This is a genomic window from Litoribacter ruber, from assembly GCF_018500185.1.
GTDB lineage: Bacteria > Bacteroidota > Bacteroidia > Cytophagales > Cyclobacteriaceae > Litoribacter > Litoribacter ruber.
This window is the reverse complement of record NZ_JAHBGI010000003.1, coordinates 378,724-402,077: the sequence shown is the minus strand read 5'-3', so window position 1 is coordinate 402,077 and position 23,354 is coordinate 378,724. Positions and strand designations below refer to the sequence as shown.

General features: G+C 44.8%; 18 protein-coding genes and 1 tRNA gene. 3 read left to right on the top strand and 16 right to left on the bottom strand.

Annotation, left to right across the window (positions count from 1 at the left end; all coding sequences use genetic code 11):
- Positions 1-12: 12 nt before the first annotated feature.
- The 7 genes from KIH41_RS06205 to KIH41_RS06175 form a co-directional block, all read right to left on the bottom strand.
- Positions 13-213: a twin-arginine translocase TatA/TatE family subunit gene (locus tag KIH41_RS06205; RefSeq protein WP_143962106.1), complete on the bottom strand. Its 201-nt coding sequence runs from the start codon at positions 211-213 to the stop codon at positions 13-15.
- A 117-nt stretch (positions 214-330) separates the two neighbouring features.
- On the bottom strand, positions 331-1,587 hold the full coding sequence (locus tag KIH41_RS06200; protein ID WP_214161869.1) for a murein hydrolase activator EnvC family protein: 1,257 nt from the start codon (positions 1,585-1,587) through the stop codon (positions 331-333).
- A gap of 5 nt (positions 1,588-1,592) precedes the next feature.
- Positions 1,593-2,336, bottom strand: coding sequence for a DUF4292 domain-containing protein (locus KIH41_RS06195; RefSeq protein ID WP_214161868.1), 744 nt, complete (start codon positions 2,334-2,336; stop codon positions 1,593-1,595).
- Positions 2,329-4,074, bottom strand: a complete 1,746-nt coding sequence (locus KIH41_RS06190) for a tetratricopeptide repeat protein (protein WP_214161867.1) — start codon at positions 4,072-4,074, stop codon at positions 2,329-2,331. Before KIH41_RS06190 ends, KIH41_RS06195 begins: the two co-directional genes overlap by 8 nt.
- A 117-nt stretch (positions 4,075-4,191) precedes the next feature.
- Positions 4,192-4,626 carry a dUTP diphosphatase gene (dut, locus tag KIH41_RS06185; protein ID WP_213943838.1) on the bottom strand — a complete coding sequence of 145 codons (435 nt, stop codon included), beginning with the start codon at positions 4,624-4,626 and terminating at the stop codon, positions 4,192-4,194.
- 4 nt (positions 4,627-4,630) lie between these two features.
- On the bottom strand, positions 4,631-6,145 hold the full coding sequence (locus tag KIH41_RS06180) for a lipopolysaccharide biosynthesis protein (protein WP_214161866.1): 1,515 nt from the start codon (positions 6,143-6,145) through the stop codon (positions 4,631-4,633).
- A gap of 24 nt (positions 6,146-6,169) precedes the next feature.
- A complete protein-coding gene (locus KIH41_RS06175) occupies positions 6,170-6,955 on the bottom strand; it encodes an enoyl-CoA hydratase/isomerase family protein (RefSeq protein WP_213943840.1) in 786 nt (261 codons plus the stop codon).
- Between the two features lie 229 nt (positions 6,956-7,184).
- On the opposite strand from KIH41_RS06175, the gene KIH41_RS06170 reads away from it, so the two are divergent.
- Positions 7,185-8,639, top strand: a complete 1,455-nt coding sequence (locus KIH41_RS06170; RefSeq protein WP_214161865.1) for an NADP-dependent isocitrate dehydrogenase — start codon at positions 7,185-7,187, stop codon at positions 8,637-8,639.
- A gap of 116 nt (positions 8,640-8,755) precedes the next feature.
- On the top strand, positions 8,756-9,211 hold the full coding sequence (locus tag KIH41_RS06165) for a hypothetical protein (RefSeq protein ID WP_213943842.1): 456 nt from the start codon (positions 8,756-8,758) through the stop codon (positions 9,209-9,211).
- A gap of 10 nt (positions 9,212-9,221) precedes the next feature.
- On the opposite strand, the gene KIH41_RS06160 is transcribed toward KIH41_RS06165, so the two are convergent.
- The 7 genes from KIH41_RS06160 to KIH41_RS06130 form a co-directional block, all read right to left on the bottom strand.
- Positions 9,222-10,286, bottom strand: a complete 1,065-nt coding sequence (locus tag KIH41_RS06160) for a serine hydrolase domain-containing protein (protein ID WP_214161864.1) — start codon at positions 10,284-10,286, stop codon at positions 9,222-9,224.
- Positions 10,287-10,421: 135 nt separating this feature from the next.
- Complete coding sequence (gene typA, locus KIH41_RS06155) at positions 10,422-12,227, bottom strand: translational GTPase TypA (RefSeq protein WP_213943844.1); 1,806 nt, start codon at positions 12,225-12,227, stop codon at positions 10,422-10,424.
- Between the two features lie 218 nt (positions 12,228-12,445).
- A complete protein-coding gene (locus tag KIH41_RS06150; RefSeq protein WP_214161863.1) occupies positions 12,446-12,739 on the bottom strand; it encodes a thiamine-binding protein in 294 nt (97 codons plus the stop codon).
- Positions 12,740-12,835: 96 nt separating this feature from the next.
- Entirely contained in the window at positions 12,836-13,396 is a 561-nt protein-coding gene (gene pth, locus KIH41_RS06145; RefSeq protein ID WP_213943846.1) for an aminoacyl-tRNA hydrolase, read from the bottom strand.
- Positions 13,397-13,535: 139 nt separating this feature from the next.
- Positions 13,536-14,117, bottom strand: a complete 582-nt coding sequence (locus KIH41_RS06140; RefSeq protein WP_213943847.1) for a 50S ribosomal protein L25/general stress protein Ctc — start codon at positions 14,115-14,117, stop codon at positions 13,536-13,538.
- Between the two features lie 35 nt (positions 14,118-14,152).
- Positions 14,153-15,079, bottom strand: coding sequence for a ribose-phosphate pyrophosphokinase (locus tag KIH41_RS06135; RefSeq protein ID WP_213943848.1), 927 nt, complete (start codon positions 15,077-15,079; stop codon positions 14,153-14,155).
- A gap of 268 nt (positions 15,080-15,347) precedes the next feature.
- Positions 15,348-15,420, bottom strand: a tRNA-Gln gene (locus KIH41_RS06130).
- 295 nt (positions 15,421-15,715) lie between these two features.
- On the opposite strand from KIH41_RS06130, the gene KIH41_RS06125 reads away from it, so the two are divergent.
- A complete protein-coding gene (locus KIH41_RS06125; protein ID WP_214161862.1) occupies positions 15,716-18,466 on the top strand; it encodes a TonB-dependent receptor domain-containing protein in 2,751 nt (916 codons plus the stop codon).
- 134 nt (positions 18,467-18,600) lie between these two features.
- Here the strand turns inward: KIH41_RS06125 and purL are convergent, their stop codons facing one another.
- Positions 18,601-22,287, bottom strand: a complete 3,687-nt coding sequence (gene purL / locus KIH41_RS06120) for a phosphoribosylformylglycinamidine synthase (RefSeq protein ID WP_214161861.1) — start codon at positions 22,285-22,287, stop codon at positions 18,601-18,603.
- Between the two features lie 164 nt (positions 22,288-22,451).
- Positions 22,452-23,261, bottom strand: coding sequence for a helix-turn-helix transcriptional regulator (locus KIH41_RS06115; RefSeq protein WP_214161860.1), 810 nt, complete (start codon positions 23,259-23,261; stop codon positions 22,452-22,454).
- Positions 23,262-23,354: the final 93 nt, after the last annotated feature.

Sequence of the window (23,354 nt, the reverse complement as noted above, 5' to 3'; positions counted from 1 at the left end):
CTGCTTTTGCTTTTAGTCTTTTCTTTTGTCTTTTAGACCGTCCTCTAAATCATCCTGAATTTCCTTGGTCGCATCCTTAAACTCTCTAATACCTCTACCCAAGCCTCGCGCCAATTCAGGGATTCTTTTTGCTCCGAACAGAAGCACGATCACTAGAAAGATCAAGATTAGTGAACCGCCTCCTATATTTGGTAAGAAACCCAATGTCATCATCATGATAAGTAAATTTATGGTTTATAATTGATTGCAAAGATATCACAGTGGTATTTCAACACAAAGGAAATACTTACAGTTCTCTATCTTTTTTTTAAATATACGAAATTCTGCGCATTATTTTTTAGATAACCAAATGGTTGGGTCCATCACTTGAAGCCCTTTCCAGGTTTGGAAATGCACTTCTGAGACGCCATTGGACGAATTGGTGTGTACCGTACCTATGGGAGAGCGGGCTTTCACTGATTCTCCGGATTTTACACTAATGGTCTTTAAGCGGCTATACATGGTGTAGTATTCTCCATGTTTGATGATGACGGTGCCGCCCATTCCAGGTACAGTGGTGATTTTGGTGACCACGCCATCGAATACAGCTCTTACCGGCTCGTCATTGTTGGTCTGGATATCCACACCATCATTAGTCTCTGTAATCCCTTTTAGGGTAGGGTGGGGGTAAGTACCGTATCTCTTGGAGATAAAACCTTTTTCTACCGGCCATGGAATGTTGCCCTTGTTTCCTGCAAAGTTGCTGGAAAGCGCTGCAGCTTCCGGTGTCATAGGAAGGCTGGAACCAGTTGATTTGGTAGCCTTGCTGTCCTTTTTCTTGGCCTCTGCCTCAGCCAGTCTGATTTCCTCCTCAATTACCCTTGTGATCAAGCGGTTGAGTTCTTCCTGCTGTTTTTTATGTGCGGCGATGTCTTTTTTGATTTCCTCTTCTTTCTGTGCAAGGGAATTGACAATTGATTGCTGCTCCTTCTTCAAAAGGTCCAAAGCTCTTTTCTGCTCTTGTTCTTTTCGCAGTACTACCTGCTTTTCCTCTTTTTTATTTTCTAACTGACCCTGTTGGGTTAGCAGTTGCTGGTTGACTTTCTCAATTTGCTCCACCTGCTTTTTTCGTGCATCGCTATATTGCTTGAGGTATCTCAAGCGCATATAGAATTGTTTGAATGTCGATGAGCTAAACACAAAGGTAAGCACAGTCACCCCGCTGTTCAGTTTGGAAGAGGTGTACACCATGGAGGCATATTCCTCTTTAAGGTTCTTCAGGTCGTTGTGAAGGGACTTGATCTTCTGTTCGGTCTCCCGGATTTCCCTGTTGAGGAGATTAACCTCTTTGTTGATGGTAGAAATATAGGCCGTTTGGGTTTCAAGTTTTTTGTTAACGGCATTGAGCTCACCCATGCTGGCTTGGCGCCTGGTGGATGTCTGCTTGAGGATACGGTCAAATTCCTGAAGACGCTTTTGGACTTCAGATTTTTCCTTTTCCAGCTGTGCTCTTGATTTTTTGGTGGTTTGGGCCTCCGATACGGTATAATTTCCTAAAACAATTAACCCGATAATTATAATTAACTTAAAAAAACTTCTTAGCGGCATTCTATTTAATAATTATAAGGGAAACTTAATGGTTCATCCAGCAATTCTACCCGATTCACTTCTAAGTTAACGGTTGTTTCTTGAATTCCATTGCCATCGGGGCTTTCGAGCATCATTATAAGTAATACTCTATGAGCAAATGGTTGGCTCTCCAGGTCTTTAAATTCAGGATAATATGCCGAAATCTTGCCAGGGTGGGAGCGGGAGGTAGTTTCCATGGAAGTGACTTTCCCATGGCTTACATCCACCTTGGAATGGTACTGTATATAATCCCTCATTTGGTCCAATTCAAAATTCTGCCCAATCCGAAGTAACCGGTCGCGATAGCTGAATTCATGGGGAATATTGGCAAAAAGGATGTTTTGGAACAGTTCCAAGGAAAGCTTGATGCCATATTTCTCCTCAAACTCCTCATAGGAAAGGTCCACCGAGTTGCCGTTTATGCGGTCTTTGAGACGGATTTCCTCACGGGTAATCAAGCCTCTGGCAGCTTCAATGCCTAGGCCTGGGGTGATGCTAAACCAAAGTGCACTATCTTTTTTGGCGCGCAAATTCATGGTGCCCCTGGTTGTTTTACCGTTGGGCTCTTCCAGCACGATTCTGGCTCGGGCGCTCAAATACTCGTATTCTAAATATTCCGGGTTAAACTCCTCCATGATCTCGTCGGAGGAGTACAGCACCGGTCTTTTGGCACAACCAAAGGTCAGCAAAATCCCGGCTATCAAGACCAATCCTGAAAGCTTATTCATAATATTGCTTGTTCTTGATTTTTTGGGCCAATAATTCGGTCACTTCTTCCTTGCCTTCTGCTTTTTTCCAATATTTCAGGGCTTCTGATTTCTGGCCCAACTGATAGAGGATGTCTCCATAATGCTCGTACATGATGCCACTAGGGGAATCATCAGCCGCTAAGGCTTTTTCCATGTAGTTTTTGGCCTGGTCAAACTCCTCTAGCTGGAAAAGAACCCAGGCATGGGTATCCAAGTAGGTGGAATTGTCCGGGAATTTCCTGACCAGCTTCTCTGACATCTGCTTGGCCTTATCCAGTTTTGACTTTGAAAGGGAAAGGAAGTAGGCGTAATTATTTAAAATATGCTCATCATTGGGGTTGATCTCCAATCCTTTGTCATAAAATTCATAGGCTTTTTCCTGCTCACCCAAGCTGTGGTAAGTATCCCCCAGTTGGCCATAAATGAGTTGAGAAAGCTGTTTGTTTCTGCCTCGGTTCAACTTGTCAGCCTGCTCTAGGCTTTCTTTAGCTTCCTCATGTTTTTTCTGTGCCGCCTTAGCCGTACCATCAAAAAACCAGAACTCAGCCCTGTCAGAAAATTCATCCACCCCGATTTCTGTATATTTTTCGATAGCTTCGAAATCCTGGTCCATTTCAAACTTCAGAGTAATGACACTTTGTAGCGCATGGGCATTGTCCGGCTTGATGGAAATGGACTGCTGGTAATATTGAAGAGCTTTTTCTTTATTGCCGGCAAACAGCTCACGGTCCCCCAATACGGTCTGCACATCGGCATCATTGGGGTGCAGGCTGACCATATGGCCTTCCAGCTCCTGGAGAAGCTGCTCTCTGTCATCAGTTCTAAATTCCTGCATGAGCTCGGCAAAAGCTTTCGCTTTCACTTCTCCTTCCAACTCAGGACTCTCAAACGCTGTTCGCAGGTATTCATTGGCTTTTTCCCGCTCTCCTCTTTCCTTATAAAGGGTAAAGGCTGACATTTGAAGTTCGGGCTGTTGGGGGTAAGTTTCCAAAGATTCTTCAACCAATGTCAAGGCCTCATTTCCTTTTCCGTTGTTGAAAAGGATCTCTACCAGCGCCAAAACGTAGGAGCTGTTGCCCGGGTGGGCTTCAATTAGTTTTTCTCCTTCCTCAATGGCTTTATTGAGGTTGTTTTTCCTCAGATAAATACGCTGCTTTTGCACTGTAAGCTGCTCGACCACCCCATAATATTCCTCGGCTTGGTCCAATGCGGACAAAGCATTGTCGAAATCCTGTGCTGTCAGGTATAGGGAGGCAAGCTCAAGTATGTAGTGCTGATTGTCATCAGAGCTGTCCATCAAGCCCTGTAAAACCTCTGCGGCTTGGGCAGGCTTGTTTTTCTTTTTATAAACTTCCGCAATCAGCAGATTATAATATTTGTTTCCGGGATCCAGTTCAATGGCTTCTTTTCCAAGTTCAAGCGCCTTGTCGGTATCATTTGCACGGGCCAGGATTTCAGCCATCTTGAATTTGATAGCAGGCTCATTCGGTTTTAGCTCTTGGGCTTTGCCAAAATAGAAATAGGCCTTGTCGTACTCCTCCAGCATCATATAGCGCTGTCCTTCTACAAACAGGCGGTCACCTTTGACATTTTTGTCTAACTCCTTACGCTCTTTGCGGCTCAGTTTTTCTTGGGCAAAAGTGTCTCCAACCCCTAAAAAACAGGCGATGCTGAGGGTCAAAACGGCTTTTGAAATGTTATTCTGGAATAAGTTCATATGCAATAATTGGCCGAGGCTGGATGCTGGAATGCCTCCTGTCCTTTTCGGTTACAAATTTAGTACCTTTTTGGTTCAGTTTTGATTAGGAGGCACTCTGTTAAAGTTTTATAACATTTATCCCTTGCCGGTGCTGCCGTAGCCTCCAGCACCTCTTTCGGTATCGGAAAGAATTTCGGCCGCTTCCCACTTGATCTGCTCGTGTTTGGCCACCACCATCTGGGCGATACGCTCCCCGTTTTGAACGGTAAAATCTTCATTGGACAAGTTGACCAGCAAAACCTTCACTTCACCTCTGTAGTCTGCATCAATGGTACCTGGAGTGTTGAGGACTGTCAACCCGTGTTTGTAGGCCAGACCGCTTCTAGGTCTGATTTGGGCCTCATACCCGGCCGGTAATTCGATAAACAATCCGGTGCCGATCAGTTGTCTTTCCAAAGGCTTTATCGTTACCGGAGTTGCAAGATGCGCCCTTAGATCCAGTCCTGCGGAAAGCTCGGTCTGGTATTGGGGTAAGTCATGACCGGAATTGTTGATTACTTTTATGATCATCGGTTTATTTCTTTAAGTTTTTAACGATTAAATATAATTCCTTTTTTTCCAAAAGGGCAACCATTACCAAAAACAGGAGGATAAATGAGTTTTGTGCCAAGAAGGTCAAAATGAAATTTTCAAAACTAAGGTAGAAACCAGCATAGCTTAATATAATGGCCGCTACCACATAGGTAAGATCTCGGCCTGTTTGATAAGGAATGGGGTAATATTTCTGACCAAAATAATAACAGACCACCGTCATGGAAAGATAACAGGCAAGCGTGCTCAGTGCCCCGCCCATAAAACCAAGCACGGGAACTGCCAAAACGATCACTAACACCGTTATAATAGCCCCAAGCATAGTTATGTAAAAGCTGTATTTGGTTTGGTCAGTCAGCTTAAACCATATACTGAGATTATAATAGATGCCCAGGAAGAGGTAACCCACCAGCAGCACAGGTACGATATCCAAGGCGATCATATATCCTTCGCCACGTAATATCATGGGGCCAATCCAATTGAGGTTAACCGCCACGGCAATCATCAGGGTGGTGCAGAAAATCACAAACCAATGCATGACTTTGGCAAAGAGGGCTGGACTGTTTTTGTCCTGGGATTGGTTGAAAAAGAAGGGTTCAGCGGCAAACTTGAACGCCTGGATGATCAGGTTCATAAAGATGGCAAGCTTAAACGTGGCCCCGAAAATACCGCCCGCTTCTCTGGGAGAAAGATGCGGATATAAATCATCTGGAAGAACATATTCAAACAGTAACCTGGAAAAAACCTCATTAGTAACTCCTGCCAGACCCATGAATAAAAGAGGGACCGCATAGTGCCACATAGGTTGCAAGATTTCCTTTTCAAAGCGAAGTCTGAATCTCCCGATTATGAAGAGCATCAAAGGTACCACTAGGGCGTTGGCCAAAAGGTTGGCCAGCAAAATATATTCAATGCCTTTATCTGGACTGTAGTATTTGGCTACCACCGGCTGAAGTTGGGGCAAGAGGTCTCCGGTGAAAACGTGGTAGGAAAATACTATAAGCAGCAGGTTGAACCCAACGTTTAAGCCGATATTGAAAAGCTTGACCAGAGCAAAGGTCAATGCGCGGTTTTCGGCTCTTAGTTTGGCAAAAGGAATGGCTAGTACCGCATCAATGGTAAGGATCAGGGCCACCCATTGAAACAAATATCCCTGCCCGGGATAATCCATCAGGTTGGCAATGTAGTCGGCTGATAAAAACAACAGGGCTCCCAGCGATAGGGAGGTGGTCAGGATCAGTGACTGCACATTGGAGAAAACCCGGTTTGGGTCAAGTCCTTTTCCGGTAGAAAACCTGAAATAGGAAGTCTCCATGCCATAGGTGAAGATGATATTCAGAAAAGCTATGGCAGCATAAATGTTGGTAAAAGCCCCCACGTCCTCCTTTGGGAGGTAAGCGGTATAGATGGGGATAAGGAAAAAGTTGATAACCTTGCCCAGGATGCTGCTGATCCCGTACACGGCCGTCTGGCCTGCTAGCTTTTTCAGTTGACTCATGGGCCAAAAATAAAAAAAGGGGACTTACTCCCCTTTGAATTCTGGTTTTCTTTTATCCAAAAAGGCGGAAGTGCCTTCTGCAAAATCATCCGATTTGACGCATCTCGCAAAGCTGTTAGCCTCGATGAGGTAGCCGTCCTCTTCATTGCTGTAGACGGCATTCACGCAGTCCACAATCATCCCGATGGCCAAAGGAGCCTTTTCCATGATTTTGCCCAAAAGAGCTTCGGCTTTTTGGATGGCTTCTTCCTTGTTGGTAGCTACATGGTTTACCAAGCCTAAGGTGCGGGCTTCTTCAGCGCCAATCATGTCACCGGTCATCATCAGCTCGTTGGCTTTTCCTCTTCCGATTAGGATGGTAAGTCTCTGCGTGCCACCATATCCCGGGATAATACCCAGATTTACTTCAGGTTGGCCAAATTTGGCATTGGCAGTGGCGATTCTCATATGGCAGGCCATTGCTAGTTCACATCCGCCGCCTAGTGCAAAACCGTTTACCACGGCGATGACAGGCTTGTGGCAGGATTCGATCATCTGGAAGATTTCCTGACCGTTTTCGGCAAACTTGCGGGCGTTTACCTCGCTGAGTTCGGCGATCTCGCTGATGTCAGCGCCAGCCACAAAAGCTTTCTCACCGGCTCCGGTGATGATCACGGCTTTGATGTCGCGGTTGTCGTTGACCTCGTCAAAAATGTTTTTGATTTCATCAAGGGTGTCAAAATTTAAAGCGTTAAGCTTTGATTCCCTCTGTATGGTTATAAAAAGTATCCCACCTTTATTCTCGGTGTGGACGTTTGTAGATTCAGCCATTAGTCGTTTTTAATGTTGAGCTTCAAATATACAAGTACGTAAGGCAATCACAAAGCAAACAAACCAAAAATGATTGCCAAAACCATTATTGTCTTGATTTTTATTAGCTTAAAAACTAACCTAATTAATAGGTGGAGTGTTGCTAAATTATGATAGGTGGCTCCTGAAGTCTGCCTTTTTTTCCTATTTTTGTGTAACTCAAAATAAATCGATAACCAAATACATATATATGTCTTCTAAAAGAAAAATAACCGTAGCCTACGGAGATGGTATTGGACCAGAGATTATGAAAGCCACCCTCAACATCCTTGAGGCTGCCGGCGCTCAAATTGAAACTGATGTCATTGAAATTGGTGAGCAGGTTTATTTGAAAGGGATTAGCTCGGGCATGGAGCCGAGTGCTTTTGAATCTCTAAAGGAAACAAAGATTTTTCTAAAAGCCCCGATCACTACCCCACAGGGTGGTGGTTTCAAGAGTTTGAACGTTACCACTAGAACCTCTTTCGGACTTTTTGCCAATGTGAGACCATGTAAGGCCTATTCTCCTTACATCAAAACGCATTACCCAAAAACTGATTTGGTGATCATCCGTGAAAATGAGGAGGATCTATATTCTGGGATTGAGCACCGCCAGACGCAGGAAGTGGTGCAAAGCTTGAAGCTTATCTCCAGACCGGGTTCTGAGAAAATCATCCGCTATGCATTTGAATATGCAAAAAAATACGGACGTAAGAAGGTGACCTGTATGACCAAGGACAACATCATGAAGTTGGCCGACGGTCTTTTCCACAAAACCTTTAATGAAGTAGCAAAGGAATACCCAGAAATCGAAACAGACCATAAGATCATCGATATCGGATCTGCGCTAATCGCTGAAAGACCTGAAATGTTTGACGTAATCGTTACTCTCAACCTATACGGTGATATCATTTCTGATATTGCGGCTCAGGTGACGGGTTCGGTAGGTCTTGGAGGTTCTGCCAACGTAGGTGAAGAAGTGGCGATGTTTGAGGCGATCCACGGATCTGCTCCTGATATTGCTGGCAAGGATATGGCCAACCCGTCTGGTTTGATTAATGGTGCCATCATGATGTTGGTGCACATTGGACAGCCGGATGTGGCTGAGAAGATTGCCAATGCTTGGATGAGAACTTTGGAGGACGGTATCCATACCGGCGATATTTATCAAGAAGGTCTTTCTTCCAAGAAGGCCGGAACGCAGGAATTTGCTCAGGCTATCATCGATAGGTTGGGGCAAAAGCCACAAAATATGGCTGAGGTTGCATTTGACAAGTCTGCGACAGAACCTATGAACATCAAAGTGACCAAGAAAGATAAGGCCAAAAAAGAGCTTATTGGCGTGGATGTCTTTGTGGAGTGGGATGAGGAAGGCAGAGATCCAAATGCACTTGGTGACAAACTTAGAAAAGCCGATGCCGATGGTTTGAAACTACAATTGATTACCAATAGAGGCGTAAAAGTTTATCCTGGAGGAATGAAAGAGACTTTTTGCACCGATCATTGGAGATGTAGATTCTTGACTTCCAATCAGGATGCAGTAACGCACACCCAGATTTTGGATTTGTTGAAGCAGGTGGAAGGGCTTGGATTTGACTTTATTAAAACTGAAAACCTCTATACTTTTGATGGGGAGAGAGCATATTCTCTTTCTCAGGGAGAGTAAGGTTTTCAAAATCAATACTAAAGCCGGGAAGCAATTCCGGCTTTTTTTGTTTAGTTGGGTTCAATTGGGTTTAGTTTTTGTAATGAAAATGTACTGAAATCAATAAAAATTTACGCATGAATAAGATTGTATATTTATTTGCATTGGTAGGGTTGATTTTCACCGCCTGCAACAATGATGATGAAGTGCCAGCCGGAGTGACCATAGAAGGGGAATGGAGGATTGCCAGAATCGATTATCAAGGATTTCCTGCTGATTTTGATGAGGAGGATGAGGAATTCTGGGAGACCACCTATGTTTTTGGTGCGGACAACCGCTTTACCAAAATATCCGGCCGTGCGGGTTTTACCGGTGAAGCCAGTGGGACCTACAGCAGAACCCAGCCTAACCCTGAATTGGATCTTGATGAGGTAGAGGGTTATTACTCCTTGAGTTTTGAAGTTGGGGGAGAAACCGTTGAGTCCTGTGGCAGCCAGACAGGGGAAAGCTTTACCTTGATGCATACAGGAGAATTAATAAATGAATTGGCGCCCTGCGACGGACCCAATCTCTATTACACCAAAGTAAATTAAAAAAGGGAGGTTAATCCTCCCTTACTTTTTCAACTACCTCTTCGGCAAGGTCCACCATGTCAAATTCATTCGGAAAATTCCTGTTGGTAAGGATGATGACGCTGAGGTTTTTTGAAGGGATTCTATAGAAAATGTTTCTGAAACTTGTGCTGCTTCCTGTGTGGTATATCACTTTTTCTCCTTCCCAGTTTTTAATATGCCAGCCTAAACCGTAATTAATTTCTTTTTCGTTATTCAATTTGCCCTGGGTGAAGGTTTGCTCGATCAGTTCTTTGGACAAAACGGTTCCCTCGTATAATGCCTGGTCCCATTTCAACAAATCCTCAACATTGGAGTAAATTCCTCCATCACCCAGCACAGCGCTGGTGCTGCTTTGGTCTCTTTTTGTCCAATTCCCGTCCTTTTTGTCATAGCCGTAAGCTCGGTTGGATACTTCATTTTCGCCTCTAACATAGGCTAAGGTGTTACTCATGTCCAGGGGCTGAAATATATTCTTTTCCAAATAATCGGGAAAGCTCATTTCGCTGTATTTTTCCACAATAAGCGCTAATAAGGCATAACCGGTATTACTATAACGATACTCTTCTCCGGCAAGGAAATATACTTTTTCCTGTTGTCTGATCAGATCCAGTACGCCATCGTCCATAATTTGGTGGTTCATTGCTGTATCCGGAACGAACTCCTCATAATCCCAAAGCCCTGAAGTGTGGTTGAGCAGGTGGTAGATTTTGATGTTTTTCCCATAGTCCGGAAAATCCTCAAAGACCTCATCCAGCGTCCATGACAAGTTGACTTTATCCTGATCAGCCAATTGCAGGATAGCTGTTGTGGTAAATTGTTTTGATATGGAGGCCAGTCTAAAGTTGGTTTTGGAATCTACCTTTTGGCCCAACTCCAGGTTGGCCAGGCCAAAGCCCTCTTGGTATATAAACTCCCCTTCTTTGATAATGGCAACAGAGGCTCCGGGATGCTCACCCTGATAGTCTTCGAAGATTTTTTCAAGGGCAGAATGGTCTTGTGCAAATGATGAGCTGGCGGCAAATAGTGTGAAAAGCAATAGGGTGTAAAATTTCATGATCGTTTTTTGAAAAGTTTGTGTAAAATAGCCATAAGCTAAGTCAAAAAAAAAACTCCCCAACATTTCTGCTGGGGAGTTTCATTAATTCGGTCTCCCGGTTTCGGTTCACGGTCTTCCGTATCCCGTCTTCTATTAGCTCATTTGCTTAGCCATTCTGTTTCTCTCATTCTCATCCAAATAGATTTTTCTCATACGGATGGTTTTTGGAGTGATTTCAAGGTACTCATCCTTTTGGATGTATTCCATGGCCTCTTCCAAAGAGAATTTCTTAGCAGGCGCGATCTTGGTGTTGTCATCAGAACCAGAAGCTCTCATGTTTGTCAATTTCTTACCTTTTTGTACGTTTACCACGATGTCATTGTCACGGCTGTGCTCTCCGATAACCTGACCGCCGTAAAGCTCTTCTCCTGGATCCACGAAGAATACACCTCTATCCTGAAGTTTGTCAATAGCATAAGCAGTACACTGTCCACCTTCCATAGAGATGATAGAACCGTTTATTCTGCCTGGGATAGCACCTTTGAAAGGCTCGTAGGCTGAGAACCTGTGGTTCATGATCGCTTCTCCTTGAGTGGCTGTCAACACGTTGTTTCTCAATCCGATCAAACCTCTAGAAGGAATTCTGAATTCCAAGTGCTGAAGATCACCTTTTGGCTCCATGATCAAAAGTTCGCCTTTTCTCTGGGTAGCCAATTCGATCACTTTACCAGCAGTCGTCTCAGGTACATCCACTACCAAGGTTTCGATTGGCTCAAGTTTCTGACCGTCTTCTTCTTTGAAGATCACTTGAGGTTGTCCTACCTGAAGTTCGTAACCTTCTCTTCTCATCGTTTCGATCAAGACTGACAAGTGAAGAATACCTCTACCGTAAACCAAGAACTTGTCCTCGTTATCAGTAGGCTCAACTCTTAGGGCAAGGTTTTTCTCCATTTCCTTGAAAAGTCTATCTCTCAAGTGTCGGGAAGTTACGAATTTACCTTCTTTGCCGAAGAACGGAGAGTTGTTGATGGTAAACAACATGTTCATCGTAGGCTCATCGATGGAAATTCTTGGAAGTGGCTCAGGATTCTCCAATGCTGCAAGTGTATCTCCAATTTCGAAATCTTCAATACCTGTCACCGCACAGATGTCACCGGCATTTACTTCAGTTACTTTATGTTTTCCAAGACCTTCGAATACGTGAAGTTCTTTTACTTTTACTTTCTTGATGCTGCCGTCAGCTTTGCAAAGGGAGATTTGTGCGCCTTCAGTGATGGTGCCTCTCTTAACTCTACCGATGGCAATTCTACCTACGAAGTTGGAGTAATCCAAGGAAGTGATCTGCATCTGAAGGGAACCTTCTTCGATTTTTGGCTCAGGGATGTGCTCGATGATGGCATCCAAAAGCGGAAGAATGGAGTCTGTCTGGGTTTTCCAGTCTGGACCCATCCAGTTGTTTTTCGCCGAACCGTACATGGTCACGAAATCCAACTGCTCTTCGGTCGCGTCCAAGTTGAACATCAAATCAAAAACTGATTCATGTACTTCGTCAGGACGGCAGTTTTCTTTATCTACCTTGTTTACCACCACGATAGGGGTAAGGCCAAGGTCAAGGGCTTTGCCCAATACGAATCTTGTCTGCGGCATTGGACCTTCAAAGGCATCCACCAAAAGGATTACCCCGTCGGCCATTTTCAATACACGCTCCACTTCACCACCGAAATCGGCGTGACCTGGGGTGTCAATGATGTTGATTTTATGGTCTTTGTAACGAACAGATACGTTTTTGGAAAGGATGGTGATTCCTCTTTCTCTTTCCAAGTCATTGTTATCTAGGATCAGATCGTCAAACTGTTGGTTCTCACGAAAGATTTTTGAGGCATGGATGATTTTATCAACCAAGGTAGTTTTTCCGTGGTCAACGTGTGCGATTATCGCGATGTTACGAATACTCTGCATGATAGGTTATTAAATTGAGGTGCAAAAGTAAGAAGAAAATTTCGATTAATTTAGTTCCTTACTTGTAAGTCAGCAGAATATATAGGTCTTCAGGATTAAAAATAATTCCATTGTTCAGGAAATTTGACCTGTAAGTGTGCGTTTTTGCTAGCTCTGGGGCAAAAAAAAGAGGTTCGGCTTTTTGGCCGAACCTAGTAAATGATAACAGAAATTTAATTTCAAACCCTGTACTTCTCAGTCTTTTCCTCCATGGAAACCCCGCTGTCTTTGCGTGCATGGATTCGGTAGAATATCAGTACCTCGTCGGCACCGCCGTTGAAGACTGCCTGCTGAGCATGAAGGGCCACTTCCATAAGTTTTTCCTGAGGGCCTTCCATCACCGTTTCGAAGGGTGTCACCTCATATTTCACTCCTGATTCCTGGATTACCTCGATAGCTTTTTCTACAAGGTCATATGATTCCTGTGTCTTACTTTTGGGAATAATCTGCAACCCAAGATTAATAGTTTCCATAATTATAGTTGTGTGGTTTTCTTTATATAAATGTTTGAGGTGGTTTGCTGTAATAAGGCAAATTTAACAATTATTTTGCCAAGTACCTCTTTAATGCTATTCGTTGTACTGGCTCATTGTCATGTTTATTCCGATGGTGCAGAAGCCCTTGACCATTTCGGCGGCTTTATCCATATAGATGGGCAATTCCTCGATCTCCTGCTGGGTCCATCTGCCCAAGACGTAATCTGCCTGCCGGCCCTTTGGAAAATCATCACCTATGCCGAATTTCAGCCTGGCGTAGTTCTGCCCTCCTGTCAGCTCTTCTATGCTTTTGAGACCATTGTGGCCGGCTGATGAGCCTTTGGCGCGCATCCTCAATTTGCCGTAAGGAAGGGCCACATCATCCACGATGACCAGCACGTTTTCCTTGGAGATATTGAGCTCTTTCATCCAGTAATTGACAGCCTTCCCACTGAGGTTCATGTAAGTGGTTGGTTTGATCAAATGGATGTGGCGGCCTTTGAATTTGAAATCAGCCGTGAAGGCCAGCCTGTTGCTCGACCAGGAAGCCCCTTCCTTATCGGCAATCCTGTCCACGGTCAGAAAACCCACATTATGTCTGGTCAATTCATATTCCGGCCCAATATTGCCCAGGCCTACGATTAGGTATTTCATAAATAAAAGATATGGACAGAAGACGGGAGACCGAAGACGGAGTAAGTTTCGGTCTTCCGTCTCCGGTCTTCAGTCTTTTCATTAACAAAAAATCCTGCCTCGGCGAAGAGGCAGGATTTCAAATGGTATTTATAAAGAATTAAGCTTCAGCTTCAGCTTTCTTACCTCTTAGCGCTCTTGGGATACCGATCGTAGCGATAGATACGTTAGGGCTGGTAGTGATTTCGAAACCTTCAACTTTAACTTCTCCAACTTTAACAGACTTACCTAGGTCTAGGTGGGAAATGTTTACTGGAATATAGTCAGGAAGATCTTTAGCGAAACCTTTAACCGTAACCGTTCTAGCTTTCAATTCCAACTTACCACCTTTCATGATACCTGGAGAAGAGCCTTCGATTTTTACTGGGATATCCATCTTGATGGCTTTGTCATCGCTGAATGCCAAGAAATCAGCATGCAACAATACATCACTCACCGGGTGGTACTGAGCTTCTCTCAAGATAGCTTTTACTTTAGTCCCTTCGATGTTTAGGTCCACCATGTGAACGTCTGGAGTGTAGATCAAGTCCTTGAAAAGGATAGCAGGAGAGTGGAAGTGAATCTGCTCTTTGATACCTGGTCCGTAAACCACACATGGTACGCTTCCTTCTTCACGGATTTGAGTCAATTCCGACTTGTCGAGATTTGCTCTTTTAAACCCTATAATCTCTAATGATTTCATAATAGTTTGTTTAGATATATTTATTTAATAAGTTCTTAAATGAATAGAGAACTGATAGAAGTATTGCCAGTCACCGCATGGATGGTTTTTGCAAATAGGTCTGCTACTGTCAATACTTTGATCTTTGAAGATTCCTGTCTTAATGGGATGGTGTCAGTGACGACCAATTCTTCCAATACTGAATTTTCAATGTTCTCGTAAGCCTTACCTGAAAGGACCCCGTGGGTTACCACAGCTCTTACCGATTTGGCTCCTTTTTCCATGATGATCTGTGCGGCTTTGCACATGGTGCCGGCTGTATCGATCAAGTCGTCCACTAGGACCACGTCTTTGCCCTCTACGTCACCGATTACCTGCATGGAGGCTACTTCGTTGGCCCTTTTTCTGTGCTTGTCACAGACTACCATTTCTACTTCAAAATGCTTGGCATAAGATCTAGCTCTTCCCACGCCTCCTACATCAGGAGCCGCGAAAATCAAGTCTTTCAACCCGAGATTTTTCAAATAGGGCACAAAGATAGCTGAACCGTTCAAATGATCCAAAGGAATGTCAAAAAATCCCTGTATCTGGCCAGCATGCAGGTCACAGGTGATGATTCTGTCCGCACCAGCTGATGTGATCATGTTGGCCACAAGTTTGGCTGCAATGGAAACTCTTGGCTTGTCTTTTCTGTCTTGACGGGCATAGCCGTAATAAGGTACTACAGCCACCACTTTATAGGCACTGGCCCTTTTGGCTGCGTCGATCATCAGGCAAAGCTCCATGATGTTGTCGGCAGAAGGCATAGTGGATTGGATCAAGAAAACAGTACAGCCTCTAACTGATTCGTCAAAGCTTGGGGAAAGCTCACCATCTGAGAATTTGGAGATAGTAAGTTTGCCTAAGTCTTTGCCGTACAGCTTGGCAATGTTTTCAGCAAGTTTGTGGGATTGGGTTCCGGAGAAGAGTTTGACCTCGGTCATGGTTTGAGTTTTTACGCGAGTTGATGTTTTTGTTAACGTGGTACAAATGTAACAAAAATTGGTTTTAATGGGAATTTAAATTCTACGTAAAGAATTTTGTTTGGGAGGCTCATTATAAAAAGGGACGCGGAGTTTCGCGGAGTCTAAAAAGGGGGTTTCGCGGAGTTTTAAATATTTATTCTTTGCACCCTCTGGTGCTCTGCGGTTAAAAAAAAGTCGTACTCAAAAAAAAATCCGAAGCTGAAAATATCAACTTCGGATTGTACTGTTGACCCACTAGGGCTCGAACCTAGACTCTTCTGAACCAAAATCAGACGTGTTGCCAGTTACACCATGGGTCAGTAAATTTTACGTTTCGGAGCGTTTTTCCTTAACGGTGATACAAATGTAGGGGGACTTTTCTTTTTATGCAAATCCTGCCAAAAACATTTTTCTGCCTAATCGCTTAAATTACTCGATTTCAGGGCAAAAAAATCCGATAATTTTTTCCTTAAAGAAAAACATTCCGAATCCTTACACAAACGGTAGCCACTAAACACCGATTTTTCAGCCTTGAGTAATTTCCATTGAGTTCCCATACCTTATTATCCAACTTGCAAGTTCATTTGAAACCTATTATACCCGGAATAAGAAAAGATGAGAGGAATTTTGTTGGTGGTGGCCCTGATTTTTGCGGCTGTTTTTCAAGCCTTTGCCCAAACTGAGTTTAAAGGTACTGTATTGGATAAGGACGATGGGGAGCCAGTTTTTGGCGCCTATGTTTTTCTAAAAGATAAAGATGGCGAAACGCTGAAGTCCTCGGTAACTGATTTTGACGGGAGTTTTTCCCTTGGCCGGCCCGCCCAGAAAGAATTTTATCTGGAAATTTCCTATGTGGGTTACCAGACCCTGAGGAAAGATCTGACCTCGGATAGCAGCGGCAACCTGGGTGAAATCCAGCTGATCAATGATGGGCAGTTGATGGAAGCCTTTGAATTTGAGGCTCCCGTAATGGCGGGCGAAGTAAAGCGGGATACCGTTGCCTTCAATGCCTCAGCTTATAAAACTAGACCGGAGGCGGATGCCGATGAGCTGGTTAGGAAGATGCCGGGGGTGATCATTCAGGACGGTACCATTCAGGTGCAGGGGGAGAATGTTGAAGAAATATTGGTTGATGGCAGGCCTTTCTTCGGGGACAACCCTGCGGCTGCCTTGAAAAACCTTCCCGCTGAGGTGATCGAAAAGATCGAATTTCTTGACCGAATCGGTGACGAGGCCCAATTGACGGGCTTTGACGATGGGGAGACCGTGAAAACAATTAACATCATCACCAAAAAGGGGCGCAGAGCAGGTCGCTTTGGGAAGTTTTACGCCGGCTACGGCACTGGCCAGAATTACATGGCTGGAGGTAACATGAACTTCTTCAATGAAGCACAGCGCTTTACAATCCTTGGTCTTAGCAACAACATCAACCAGCAGAATTTCTCCTCCGATGAAATGGCCGGTGCAATGGCCAACAATAACAACCGAAGGGGAGGAAACGACATGGAAGTTGGCCAGCTGCCCGGGATCACCCGTACAAATGCCATTGGGCTAAACTTTTCAGACGAATACCAGGAAGGTAAACTTAAGGTGTCTGGTAGCTACTTGTTCAACCATAGAGATAATGTACTAAATCGAAACTCCAACCGCGAATACGTCCTACCCAATGACAGCCTTCAGCTTTACCGTGAGGACCGAAATAATCGACAGGAAATAGAAAGTCACCGGTTCAACATGCGGATTGATTATGATATCAATGAAAAGCACGGCTTGATTATCCGACCAAGAGCAAGTTTTGATAGGGCGAATTCCATCAATGAGCTGGTGGCGACTAACCTAGTTGATAACCAAACCCCCATAAGCGGTAGCACCAACACCACGAGCTCCCAGCGTGAGAACTTCAACTTTGGCAACTCTTTGACCTACCGTTACAGATTCAATAAGCGGGGAAGGACCTTTTCGACGAATATCTACACAGGTTCATTTAACAACCAAAACCAATCCGACTTAGTAGCTGTCAACCAGAATTTTATAAACAACAATTTGGACAGCCTGATCCAATTTTCGGACAACACCGCGCGTGGCTTCAATTACAATGTCAATTTCAGCTACACGGAGCCATTAGGGGAAAAGTCCCAATTGAGATTCAATTACAGGGTGAGAAACAACATCAGCAGCACCGCTCAGCAAGTGTTGAGGCTGGAGCCCGAAACTTCATTTATCAGGCTGGATAGCATTCTTTCCAATAATTTTGAAAACACTTATCAGACCCAAAGCGCAGGCCTTGGGTATAGGTTTAACAATGAAAAATTGCGCGTATTTGCCAACGTGCGTTACCAGCGAGCGGATATAGACAGTGACAGGACTTTTCCAAACTTTGAAAATACCCAAAGGGACTTTGGAAACGTCTTGCCTAGAATGGTCATCAATTACAGCTTCAGTGATATCAGCAACTTAAGGTTTGACTATAACACCAACACCAATCCTCCGGCGATTAGGCAATTGCAGGATGTGTTGGATAATTCAAATCCGCTTCAGATCTCCAATGGTAACCCAAATCTGAATCAGGAATATAGCCACCGCATCTTTACCCGTTTTAGAAGAATCAACCCAGAGACTAATAGGTCCTTCATGGTGTTTTTCTTCGGTAATTTAATCCAGGATTTTATTGGCAACGAAACCTTCATTGCCTCTGAGGATACCTTCATTGAAGGCGATGTACTCCTCCGTCAAGGCGGGCAATTCAATAGGCCTGTCAATTTGGATAACTTCTGGACAACCAGGACTTATGTAAGTTACGGCTTCCCGCTTTCGTTTATGAAAAGTAACCTGAACATCAATTCAAATTTCAGGATCAATAACCGCCCCGGGATCATCAATGAGCAGAGAAACGATAACATCAACACCACATTGGGTCAAGGCTTTGTGTTGAGTAGCAATATTTCAGAAAGGGTGGATTTTAATATTTCTACCAATGCTAACTACAACATGGTAAGAAGCAGCCTTCAGGAAAGCCTTAACAATAACTTCTTTGAGCAGAGAAACCGATTTGACCTGTTCTGGAATTTTGCCGGAGGCTTTTTCTTCAGCAATAATGTCAATCACCTGATGTACGCTGGACTGGGGGAAGACTTTGACCAAAATATCTGGTTGTGGAATATGGACTTCGGCTTCAGATTTCCGCCAAGCCGAAAGGCCGAAATCAAGCTGACCGTGTTTGATCTTTTGAATCAAAATGTGAGCATCAATAGGAATGTAACGGACGTGTTTGTGGAGGACGTAAGGACCCAGGTGCTTCAGCAGTTCGTCATGCTCACTTTTACCTACAACCTTCGCCGGTTTGGTGGAGTCAATATGGACCTCTAAACGTTTATTAGAAAGAGCAACTAGAGTCTTAACGCGCATCTTCTTCGCTTTTTTCCGAAGGAGATGCGAAGGAGATGTGGATATGATATAAAATAAAAGTGGCTGGCTCCTCCTTGGGGCCAGCCACTTTTATTTTAGGCTTGGTGGGATTCTACCCATTTTCTAGCGTTGACAAAGGCCTCTACCCATGGGGTGATTTCGTCGCCTTCGTGACCGCTGCCGTAATATGGCCAGTTCCAAGGGAACAGGGAACGCTCGATATGTGGCATGATGGCCAAATGTCTGCCGTCTTCAGAAGCAATTCCCGCCACGCTGTGGTCCGAACCGTTTGGAGCGGCTGGATAGGACTCATAGCTGTAGGTCATGCTGATGTTATAGGCATCTTTTCCTTCTGGAAGGTAGAACTTGCCCTCTCCGTGAGCCACCCAAACGCCCAGTCTTTGGCCGGCAAGGGAGTTGAACATCACGGTGTTGTTTTCAGGTATGTTTACATTCACAAAGCCTGACTCAAACTTGTGGCTGTCGTTGTTAAGCATTTTGGCTTTCTTATCATGCTCAGAAGTGATCAAGCCAAGTTCCACCATCAGCTGGCAGCCGTTGCAGACGCCGAGGCTTAGGGTGTCTTTTCTGGCGTAGAAATTATCCAAGGCGGCTTTTGCCTTTTCATTATAAAGGAAGGCACCAGCCCAGCCTTTGGCTGAACCCAATACATCGGAGTTGGAGAAGCCGCCCACGAAAACGATCATGTTGACATCTTCCAGGTTTTCCCTGCCTGCTATGAGGTCTGTCATATGGACATCCTTCACGTCGAAGCCCGCCAACCAAAGCGCATAGGCCATCTCACGGTCACCATTTACACCTTTTTCACGGATGATGGCGGCCTTCTTACCTGATTTTTCTTTTCTTTCGGTATTAAGTTTGAAGGCATCCAAAGATCCTTTCCAATCTTGTGCAAACTGGTAGGATAGGGGCTGCACTTTATAATTATCAAAGCGCTGTCTAGCCAGCTCTTTACCGCTCTGTTGCTTGTCAAGCAGGTAAGATGATTTGTACCAGATGTCTCTATAAGTAGGCACATCAAGGTTAATATCGATGCCATTTAGGTGGACAGTCTGGTCCAACGTAACCTCGGCAAGGGACAGGTAGGAAATGCCATAGTTGTCAAGGACCGCTCTGGTTTTTTCCACGTTATTGACCTGAACAAGCACCCCAGGGTTTTCTGAAAACAAGGCTTTGATAATGTCACTGTTTTTGAACCTTTCCAGCTTGACATTCAATCCGCAGTTTTCTGTTGGGAAAGTCATTTCAAGAAGCGCAGTAAGGATACCTCCCGAGGAGATGTCGTGACCTGCCAAGATTTCGCCTTTTTCGATCAGTTTTTGCACGGTCATAAATGCTTTTGCAAAATACGCACTGTCCTTCACGGTAGGGATGTCATTGCCGACCTTGTTGAGGGTTTGGGCAAAGCTGCTTCCGCCTAGTTTGAAGGCGTCCTTGCTAAAGTCGATATAGAATACCTTGGAGCCATTGATAGGCTTAAGGTCTGGAGAAATTACGTTTTTGATATTGGAGCATTCTCCCACTGAGCTGATGATCACCGTGCCAGGAGAGTACACCACCTTGCCCTCAGGATACTTCTGAGTCATGGATAGGGAGTCCTTGCCCGTAGGGATATTTACACCTAATTCCAATGCAAAATTGCTGACTGCCTCAACTGCTCTGTATAGACGGTCATTTTCACCTTCGTTTTTGGCAGGCCACATCCAGTTGGCACTCAAGGAAACACCTTGAAGTCCCTGCTCGATTGGAGCCCATACCAAGTTGGTCAAGGCTTCTGCAATGGCCAGTTTTGAGCCGGCTTCCGGATCCGCAAGGGCTGCCACAGGCGCATGGCCGATGGAAGTAGCGATGCCTTTATTGCCTTTAAAGTCGATGGCCATCACCGCCACGTTGTTCAGAGGAAGCTGTATGGGTCCGGTAGTCTGCTGCTTGGCAACACGTCCGGTCACCGAGCGGTCTACTTTATTGGTCAACCAGTCCTTACAGGCCACGGCTTCCAGTTGAAGAACGGCTTCCAAATATTCAGTTAGATGGCTAGTCTGATAGCTGACCTCCTCAAATTTGAAGGTAGTGGTTTTGTCCTCCAAGATGGTTTTTGGGGAGCTGCCAAACATGTGGGCCAGATTCCAGTCCACTGGTTTTTCGCCCGTTTCGGCATGCTCAAATTTGAAGTGCATGTCGCCGGTAGTTTCACCCACTACATAGAAAGGCGCTCTTTCACGCTCGGAGATTTTTTGAAGGGTTTCCACATCTTTTTCGTGGATCACCAAGCCCATTCTTTCCTGGGATTCATTCCCGATGATTTCCTTGGCAGAAAGCGTAGGGTCACCTACAGGGAGCTTTTCGATATGAATGGTACCGCCTGTTTCTTCCACAAGCTCCGAAAGACAGTTTAAGTGTCCTCCTGCACCGTGGTCGTGGATAGATACGATTGGGTTGTTTGGATTTTCTGCCATGGCACGGATCACGTTCATGACCCTTTTCTGCATTTCCGGGTTGGAGCGCTGTACAGCGTTCAACTCGATGGAATTGCTGAATTCTCCCGTGGCTACGGAGGAAACGGCGCTTCCTCCCATACCAATTCTATAATTGTCACCGCCCATGATGACCACTTTGTCACCTTTCGTTGGTGTATGTTTTTTGCTGTAAGGGGCACGGGTAAAGCCCACGCCTCCTGCAAGCATGATCACTTTGTCGAAGCCAAAATGCTTGTCGGCCTCCTCATGCTCAAATGTCAACACGCTGCCGCAGATCAAAGGCTGACCAAACTTGTTTCCAAAATCACTGGCACCGTTGGATGCTTTGATGAGGATATCCATTGGCGTTTGGTAAAGCCATTTTCTTTCTGGTAGGTTTTTCTCCCAGCTTCTTCCCTCGGCAGTCCTCGGATAGGAGGTCATGTACACGGCCGTACCGGCCAAAGGAATCGATGCTGTACCGCCAGCCATCCTGTCCCTGATTTCTCCCCCCGTTCCCGTTGCGGCACCGTTGAACGGCTCCACCGTGGTGGGAAAGTTGTGGGTTTCTGCTTTGAGGGAAAGTACGGTTTCGATCTCTTCAGTTTGGAAGAAATCGGCAATTTCCTGTGAAGTAGGGGCAAATTGCTGTGCGTGTGGACCCTTTACGAAGGCCACGTTGTCTTTATAGGCAGAAACAATCCTGTTTGGATGTTCCTGAGAGGTCTTTTTGATAAGTTGAAAAAGTGTGTGTGGTTTTTCCTGTCCGTCAATCACGAAGGTGCCGTTGAAAATCTTGTGGCGGCAATGCTCGGAGTTTACCTGGCTAAAGCCGAAAACCTCACTGTCGGTCAATGGTCTTTCCAGCTGTTTGCTGACCCCTTCCAGATACGCAACCTCCTCATCACTTAGGGCCAAACCTTCAGATTTGTTGTAAGCCGCAATGTCTTCCACCGATTTTACCGGCTCCGGTTGGATGTTGATGGTGAAGATGTCTTGCCCTAGGCCATCGTATTTTGCCTGTAGCATGGGGTCAATCTTTCCGTTTTCGTCAAGGGGGTAAAATTCCTCAATTCTTTTGATCCCATCAATGCCCATGTTTTTGGAGATTTCTACCGCATTGGTGGCCCAAGGGGTAATCATTTCCTTTCGGGGTCCGGCAAAAATGCCTTCAACTGTCAACTGATCCACATGCTTGGCATCGCCAAAAAGCCAGCGGAGTTTGTCATATTCAGAAGTTGAGAGTTGTTGCTGGGCTTCCAGCGCGTAGATTTTGGAATCTTGGGATTGGAAAAAAAGAATCATATCCTGCTTTAGTTGGATGGGGGTTTTAAGAAGGAGCAAAGGTAATCATTTGCGGATTAAAAAATTAACTATGGTGGTGGAAAAAAGGGGAAGAGGTGAAATGATAGCTAATCTTGGGAATGCGTGCAGGAGGCAGTTCTTTTTTTTTAAATTTTATAGCCTGATTAGTGGATTTTGGAAATCTGAGGTGTGTTAGTGGTGTTATGAAATTTTGATTTTTCCAATTGAAACCCCTTCTGGTAAAGCAATACCAGGCAGAGGATTTCAAAAACCGCAAGTATAAATAATGAGGGTAGGGCAAAGATTACCGATAGGAATCCGATTCCGACCACAACGCCCAGAATCCCGGAAATAAGAAATAAGGTGCCTGCCTGCTTTCTCTCATTGATAAAAGCCAACCCAAAAATCACATACATTCCCCCAAATACCACCGCTTCTATAGGCAAATATTCTGGCATGGCATTCCCGAGTATAAAGAATTTGTAAATATCAATTGATGTAAAGATTAAAACCCCTACAGCAAGAAGAGCGGAGGATATTTGCATCAATTTGTTATTGAGCTTTTCCCCAAGCTTATAGAAACCCCACATAAAGCCTGAGAACCCTACCATAACGATGGCTTTTATGCTTGCATACAGGAGACCATTGACTTTTTCTCCCCCATAGAAAGTAAAGTCTAGGCCAAATTCCACCATGGTGGTGAGCAGATAAACGGTGCCTGCCAGAAACGCCAATTGAAACCACCTGTTGTCGTCAGGTTCCGTAGATTCGCTGTGGGAACTCATCTCCTCCTGATTGATTTCGAGGGCTTCCATGATGGCTTTGATGGTAAATGGTCTGGGGGAAACCTCTCCGGCTTCGATTCTCTGGAGGGTGCGAACGTTGAGGGAGCACTTTTCTACAAGTTCCTCCTGGGTCCACCCCTTTGCTTTTCTCCATTCCTGGATGCGCTGTCCTAATTGTGGCTGTTTCATGATTAAATAGTTTTTGATGTCCATGGCAAGTTGGAAAAAAAGGTGGAAATTTGTGTGGAATTTAAAGCGGATTAAACCCGACATTTACACGGC

What these genes read in the sequence shown, in the direction of transcription:
- KIH41_RS06205 (WP_143962106.1), bottom strand. Translation starts at nt 213, where the DNA reads ATGATGACATTGGGTTTCTTACCAAATATAGGAGGCGGTTCACTAATC.
- KIH41_RS06200 (WP_214161869.1), bottom strand. Translation starts at nt 1,587, where the DNA reads ATGCCGCTAAGAAGTTTTTTTAAGTTAATTATAATTATCGGGTTAATT.
- KIH41_RS06195 (WP_214161868.1), bottom strand. Translation starts at nt 2,336, where the DNA reads ATGAATAAGCTTTCAGGATTGGTCTTGATAGCCGGGATTTTGCTGACC.
- KIH41_RS06190 (WP_214161867.1), bottom strand. Translation starts at nt 4,074, where the DNA reads ATGAACTTATTCCAGAATAACATTTCAAAAGCCGTTTTGACCCTCAGC.
- dut (WP_213943838.1), bottom strand. Translation starts at nt 4,626, where the DNA reads ATGATCATAAAAGTAATCAACAATTCCGGTCATGACTTACCCCAATAC.
- KIH41_RS06180 (WP_214161866.1), bottom strand. Translation starts at nt 6,145, where the DNA reads ATGAGTCAACTGAAAAAGCTAGCAGGCCAGACGGCCGTGTACGGGATC.
- KIH41_RS06175 (WP_213943840.1), bottom strand. Translation starts at nt 6,955, where the DNA reads ATGGCTGAATCTACAAACGTCCACACCGAGAATAAAGGTGGGATACTT.
- KIH41_RS06170 (WP_214161865.1), top strand. Translation starts at nt 7,185, where the DNA reads ATGTCTTCTAAAAGAAAAATAACCGTAGCCTACGGAGATGGTATTGGA.
- KIH41_RS06165 (WP_213943842.1), top strand. Translation starts at nt 8,756, where the DNA reads ATGAATAAGATTGTATATTTATTTGCATTGGTAGGGTTGATTTTCACC.
- KIH41_RS06160 (WP_214161864.1), bottom strand. Translation starts at nt 10,286, where the DNA reads ATGAAATTTTACACCCTATTGCTTTTCACACTATTTGCCGCCAGCTCA.
- typA (WP_213943844.1), bottom strand. Translation starts at nt 12,227, where the DNA reads ATGCAGAGTATTCGTAACATCGCGATAATCGCACACGTTGACCACGGA.
- KIH41_RS06150 (WP_214161863.1), bottom strand. Translation starts at nt 12,739, where the DNA reads ATGGAAACTATTAATCTTGGGTTGCAGATTATTCCCAAAAGTAAGACA.
- pth (WP_213943846.1), bottom strand. Translation starts at nt 13,396, where the DNA reads ATGAAATACCTAATCGTAGGCCTGGGCAATATTGGGCCGGAATATGAA.
- KIH41_RS06140 (WP_213943847.1), bottom strand. Translation starts at nt 14,117, where the DNA reads ATGAAATCATTAGAGATTATAGGGTTTAAAAGAGCAAATCTCGACAAG.
- KIH41_RS06135 (WP_213943848.1), bottom strand. Translation starts at nt 15,079, where the DNA reads ATGACCGAGGTCAAACTCTTCTCCGGAACCCAATCCCACAAACTTGCT.
- KIH41_RS06125 (WP_214161862.1), top strand. Translation starts at nt 15,716, where the DNA reads ATGAGAGGAATTTTGTTGGTGGTGGCCCTGATTTTTGCGGCTGTTTTT.
- purL (WP_214161861.1), bottom strand. Translation starts at nt 22,287, where the DNA reads ATGATTCTTTTTTTCCAATCCCAAGATTCCAAAATCTACGCGCTGGAA.
- KIH41_RS06115 (WP_214161860.1), bottom strand. Translation starts at nt 23,261, where the DNA reads ATGAAACAGCCACAATTAGGACAGCGCATCCAGGAATGGAGAAAAGCA.